The 1,225-nt window shown below is 62.4% G+C and carries 1 tRNA gene and 2 pseudogenes; 2 read left to right on the forward strand and 1 reads right to left on the reverse strand.

The features are described 5' to 3' along the window. Nucleotides 1–163, reverse strand: a pseudogene (locus tag C7T96_RS24445) (porin); the annotation flags it as partial. A gap of 445 nt (nt 164–608) precedes the next feature. Between C7T96_RS24445 and C7T96_RS23780 the strand changes: the two are divergent. Both C7T96_RS23780 and C7T96_RS24560 read left to right on the forward strand, forming a co-directional pair. Further along, a tRNA-Ser gene (locus tag C7T96_RS23780) sits at nt 609–699 on the forward strand. Between the two features lie 420 nt (nt 700–1,119). After that, nucleotides 1,120–1,225, forward strand: a pseudogene (locus tag C7T96_RS24560) (porin); the annotation flags it as partial.

The raw sequence follows: 1,225 nt of genomic DNA on the forward strand, positions 1-1,225 counted from the left end.
ATTCGACGGGTTCCGGCTCGGCGATGACGACGGCGTCGGCAGCGCGTGCACCGGAGACCGCGGCCAGGGCCGCGGCGGAGCCAAGAAGAAGGCTCTTGATTTTCATTTCTGACCTCCAGTCAAAGTTTAAAAGTGGGTTTGGGCTATTCTGGCTGAAGGACAGCAAACCCTGCCCGATCCCCAAACGTGAAAAAGATGCGTGGTCACGCCCCTTCTCCGAGGCTCACCATACTCAGCGCGCTTACCGGTTCAACACGGATGTGGCCTCGGCACGGGTTCCGCACGGCCGTTCGGAAGGGGCTGTTGCACAAAAGCCACGTTTTTGTCCCCGGCCGGGCGAGAATGCGGCAAATCCTAACAGCGAGTAAACGCGGTTTTGCGCATTTTCGACAATCGCCGCCCATCAAAACCCGCAAATGCGCGCCGAATCGTCGGCGTCCAAGATCGAATCCACCGCCCGACACTGGCAGCGTGGACGGGTTGCGGGCGCGCCGGGCGCGCCGCAGGCCGACCCTGCCGGCTGCGGGCATTCTTTTTTGCTGCCCACCGGCGCATGCGTGTTGATTGATGGCGCGGTTTTCTCTATCTCACGGGCCGGCGAGAGCCGCGGAGAGGTGGCCGAGTGGTCGAAGGCGCTCCCCTGCTAAGGGAGTAGGCCCCAAAAGGGCCTCGTGGGTTCGAATCCCATCCTCTCCGCCACTTGACCTCGCGCTGTCGCCCTTCGGGCTTCGCTCCAGTCGGGGCCTCGCATCAGCTCGGACGGCCCTTGGCCTTGCGAACCCTGCAGGTTCGAAAGGTCTCCCCAAATCTCCGCCACTATCTCTCGATAGGCTCATCCTCAGCTTACGGCAGTTTCGCTTCGCTCGACGCCTCCGCTGGGTGTGCGAAAGCCGGGGGCGCCGGTCGCAGACTTTGCCTCCATGTTCGAAATGCCTTCCGAACTCTCCGCAAGCTTGCCTATCTCAGGCCGGTTCGCTTGCCTCGCGGCGCCCGAGGGGGCGCACCCATGCGCCGCGCGCCGGGCGGGGTCGGCATTTCAGCCAAGCCGGAAATATAGAAAACCCTTTGATTTAAAATCATTTTTCTCTTGCACCTCCGACTCTTGACTGGAGGTCAGAAATGAAAATCAAGAGCCTTCTTCTTGGCTCCGCCGCGGCCCTGGCCGCGGTCTCCGGTGCACGCGCTGCCGACGCCGTCGTCATCGCCGAGCCGGAACCCGTCGAAT

It is taken from the genome of Nitratireductor sp. StC3 (assembly GCF_003015025.1).
GTDB lineage: Bacteria > Pseudomonadota > Alphaproteobacteria > Rhizobiales > Rhizobiaceae > Mangrovimarina > Mangrovimarina alexandrii.